Raw genomic sequence first — 3,336 nt, 5'->3', positions numbered from 1 at the left:
CCTCGTAGCCGCGCGGATTGGCTCGAAGCCACCAGCCCCACGGGAGTTCGCCGACGTGACGCTCAAAGTCAGCCACGGCCACCCCCGCGACGAGGGTCGAGGCCGAGCGGCGGCGGCGCGCCATCGCGCGCGGGCGCCGCGCCTCCTTCAGCGATTGCTCGCAGCTGAGCTGCGAGGGCGACCGTTTCCCTGACAACATATGCGTCGTCGCGATATATCCGTCCAAGCTCCGAGGACTTCGATCCGGAGGAATTCGGCCTGGCGTTCGGAATAAGATCGTAGGCATGATCGCAACTGAAGCCGAACCACCACGCATGCGAATCTTCGACGCGGTGGTCGGTTGCGTGTTCTACCGGATGGTAGACCGCCGGTCGTAATGTCACGTGGCAGATGCGGCGCGCCTCGACGGCTAACCGACGCGTCGGAGTCGGCCCTTCTTCGCACAGTCTTGAATAAGTCAAACCGCCATGCACATCGATTCCGATGTCCGGCGGAACTGCGTTTGCATCCCAGCCCCAGAGAGGGTGATCCTTGGGAATGCCGACATATCCGCAGAGAAAGCCATTGTCGGTGTTACGCAACATGATGCAGTCGTATCCACTCGCCGTATCGCGCCAGCTGACCTTGTCCGCCTCTCCCAGCCACGCCCCCTTGCCACCGGGCCGAGCAGCCTGATCGTAGAAAATTTCTTCTGCGGGAACGACGCAATCGCGGGTTGCATAGGCGCGGCCGGTGACGAGAGCGACGCCGCCTTCTCGCGCGACTTCGCCTCCGTCGCCGATCAGCTTCTCGGCGGCGAATTCGGAGCCGAGGATCGGCAGCAGCGTGTCGGCCGTTGCGGGCACGACGACTGGCGTCGCCGTTTTCCTGCGTACGGTCGTCTGGCGCCGCTCAGCTGGAACAAGCGCCTGCGATTTGGTGGTATTCTTAGCCATGCCTATGCTCCCGCTTAGTTTGAAACATCAATGCCAGTCGCCCCCGACAAGGCCTCATGGTGTTGTACCGGATGGTCTCTGCGCGCGTATCGCGTTCGCTCATCAGCCGCCGGATAGGTGATCCAAGAGCATTGAGTTCCGCCGAGTGGACGGCCCAGCCGCGAGGATCTGCCATGATATGCTGGCTATGGCCCACGCGGCGCTCCGTCCGACAAATAATAACAATATCGTTCGATAGGTCATACGACAGTCGGAGTCAATTGGCCGAACGAAATCGTTCACTTGACCGAACGATCGTTGATTTCTATGTCACCGATCGCATGGTAAGTTGGGTCTAAGGAGGTCATGGGCATGTCGTTGGCGATGAGGCTGCAGAACCTTCGCACGGCAAAGCAGCAATCGCTTCAGGAAGTGGCTGACGCCATTGGTGCGTCGAAAGCCCATATCTGGGAGCTTGAGAAAGGCACCGCCAAGAATCCGTCGATCGAACTCGTCCGAAAGCTCGCCGATTATTTTGAGGTGTCGATCTCGCGCCTTGTGGGTGAAAGCCCGGACGAAGACGGTGATGACGAAAAATTGCTTGTCTTGTACCGTGATCTGAAATCGCTCCATCCCACAGATCGCGAGGTTTTTAGTGATATTATTAAAGGGATGAAGAGGCGCCGCTCGGGAGCGTAGAAGAGTCGGCGCGCTCGGCATTGGTCTGAAGGTTCGGCCATTACCGTCGTGGCCGTCACCGGCTCCAGATCCGCGGCAAAGGACTTCGGGGCAGTCGGCGCTTCGGTCGACCGGGCTATGGCCAATTCTGTCAGTCGGTCTTGGGGGCGAATATTCGCATAGCGGACATTCGGCTCGATCGATCGAGGATGTTCAAGAAATTGGTAAGCTGACCGGGCTAGTTTATCTCCCATGAAATGGCTTTTTGTAATCGGGCTGGCGCTGACGCCGGTGTTCGCATCCGCGCAGGACATTAGTGGCTCGGCCCGGGCGATGGACGGCGACTCTCTCGACATGGCGGGGATCGTCGTCCGCTTGCACGGTGTGGACGCCCCCGAGCTCAACCAGACTTGCGCGCGCGAGGGACAAAGCTGGGCATGCGGCAAAGAAGCGTCGGCGAAACTGGCGCAACTGGTCAATGGTGCCGAATTGCGGTGTGAGCAGCGCGATGTCGATGACTATGACCGGATCGTCGCCAGCTGCACCGCGCGGCAGATAGATCTGGGCCAAGCCATGGTCGAAGCGGGCCTTGCAGTTGCGTTGCCTCAGTTTAGCGATCGCTATCTCGGCGCCGAGGCGCGCGCCAAGGCCCTCAAACTGGGCATCTGGGGTTCCGACTTCCAACAGCCGGTCGACTATCGGGCCGCCAGTCCCAGGGCACATCGGGCCAAGCCGCAGGCATCCGCCGTGCGCCAGCCTATTGCATCGTCGGCGCCGTCCGGCGTCTATTACCGCAATTGCAATGCGGCGTGGGCAGCGGGTGCCGCGCCGTTATACCGCGGTCAGCCCGGGTATCGGCCAGAAATGGATGGCGACGGCGATGGCGTGGCGTGCGAACCATTTCGGCGGCGATGAGCATTTAGGCTGGGTTGTTAGGAGTTCAGCCGAAGTTTCTGGCGCGGTGTTGCGACTTTGCGTAGGCCAAAGTCATGACGATGATTGGCACGAGAATCGAAGAGACAGGGACGTTGCTCCGCGACGCGGGCGGTTTCTCGCTTCGCCGTGACCTTGGCGGCCGGTGGCGGCTCGACTTACACCGCGTTCCTGTCGACCATATCGAAAAGCGTGTTCGCATTACCGGCATCGTGGTGAGCGAAGACCTGGTGGATGTCGACGGTGTAGCGCCTGAGAATTTTGTTCCCTCGCCGCTCGCGGCTGGAGCGTAGCGCTAGTGCGCCGCCCCCGCCGCTAAAACAGATATTTAAGCGCCTGCCACGCCCCGACGAGGAATGAGCCGCCCACCAGCACGGTCGCAATCCAGAATTCGATAGCGAGCGCCCGGTCGCGCCATTTGGGTCTTCGTTCTTGCATAGGCTCGGCATGACAGCGCGAAATATTGTAGGAAAGCGATTAATCCACGCTTGGTGGCGACAACATCCTACGGAATAGGCGACACCCCCCGAACTCACATTCAGGCGTGCGATACCGCCGACTCTGGCCGATTGCGGCCGGGCAGCTCTTATGTTCGTTTACAAGGGCTTTGGGCATGCCAGTATCCTCTCATCAGCATTGATGAAGCAAATTGGTTGAAGCTGATGTGCAAGTTAGCGTCCGCGCTCGTGGTGTAATTTCCGGTGTAGGCGATGGTGTATTCCGGGGTGGGGCATGCCCCACCCCGGAATGCGGCGTCGCTGGTGGCCACCGGGTTCATCGTTATGGTGGAGTTTGCACACTTCAACCGTGA

At 60.2% G+C, this 3,336-nt stretch carries 6 protein-coding genes; 3 read left to right on the top strand and 3 right to left on the bottom strand.

Going from position 1 to position 3,336, the window contains the following annotated elements; genetic code table 11:
- Positions 1–68 precede the first annotated feature (68 nt).
- Positions 69–935 carry a hypothetical protein gene (locus JNM03_RS01910; RefSeq protein WP_234181456.1) on the bottom strand — a complete coding sequence of 289 codons (867 nt, stop codon included), beginning with the start codon at positions 933–935 and terminating at the stop codon, positions 69–71.
- Between the two features lie 351 nt (positions 936–1,286).
- Here JNM03_RS01910 and JNM03_RS01905 point away from each other — a divergent pair, with 351 nt between their 5' ends.
- The 3 genes from JNM03_RS01905 (at position 1,287) to JNM03_RS01895 (ending at position 2,818) form a co-directional block, all read left to right on the top strand.
- Positions 1,287–1,613 (top strand): helix-turn-helix transcriptional regulator, encoded by a 327-nt coding sequence (locus JNM03_RS01905; protein WP_294033976.1) that lies wholly within the window; start codon positions 1,287–1,289, stop codon positions 1,611–1,613.
- Positions 1,614–1,844: 231 nt separating this feature from the next.
- Positions 1,845–2,507 (top strand): thermonuclease family protein, encoded by a 663-nt coding sequence (locus JNM03_RS01900; RefSeq protein WP_294033975.1) that lies wholly within the window; start codon positions 1,845–1,847, stop codon positions 2,505–2,507.
- A 74-nt stretch (positions 2,508–2,581) separates the two neighbouring features.
- The gene (locus JNM03_RS01895) at positions 2,582–2,818 is read left to right on the top strand and encodes a DUF5818 domain-containing protein (RefSeq protein WP_234181507.1); all 237 of its coding nucleotides are present in this window, start codon (positions 2,582–2,584) and stop codon (positions 2,816–2,818) included.
- Between the two features lie 22 nt (positions 2,819–2,840).
- Here JNM03_RS01895 and JNM03_RS01890 read toward each other — a convergent pair whose 3' ends face one another.
- Together JNM03_RS01890 and JNM03_RS01885 are read right to left on the bottom strand one after the other, a co-directional pair.
- Complete coding sequence (locus JNM03_RS01890) at positions 2,841–2,963, bottom strand: hypothetical protein (RefSeq protein WP_267960792.1); 123 nt, start codon at positions 2,961–2,963, stop codon at positions 2,841–2,843.
- A 148-nt stretch (positions 2,964–3,111) separates the two neighbouring features.
- A partial coding sequence (locus tag JNM03_RS01885) for a hypothetical protein (protein ID WP_294033974.1) occupies positions 3,112–3,336 on the bottom strand: 225 nt, incomplete at its 5' end.

It is taken from the genome of Sphingopyxis sp., from assembly GCF_016793825.1.
Classification (GTDB): domain Bacteria; phylum Pseudomonadota; class Alphaproteobacteria; order Sphingomonadales; family Sphingomonadaceae; genus Sphingopyxis.
The sequence above is the reverse complement of the archived record's forward strand: the minus strand, read 5'-3'. Positions and strand labels throughout refer to the sequence as shown.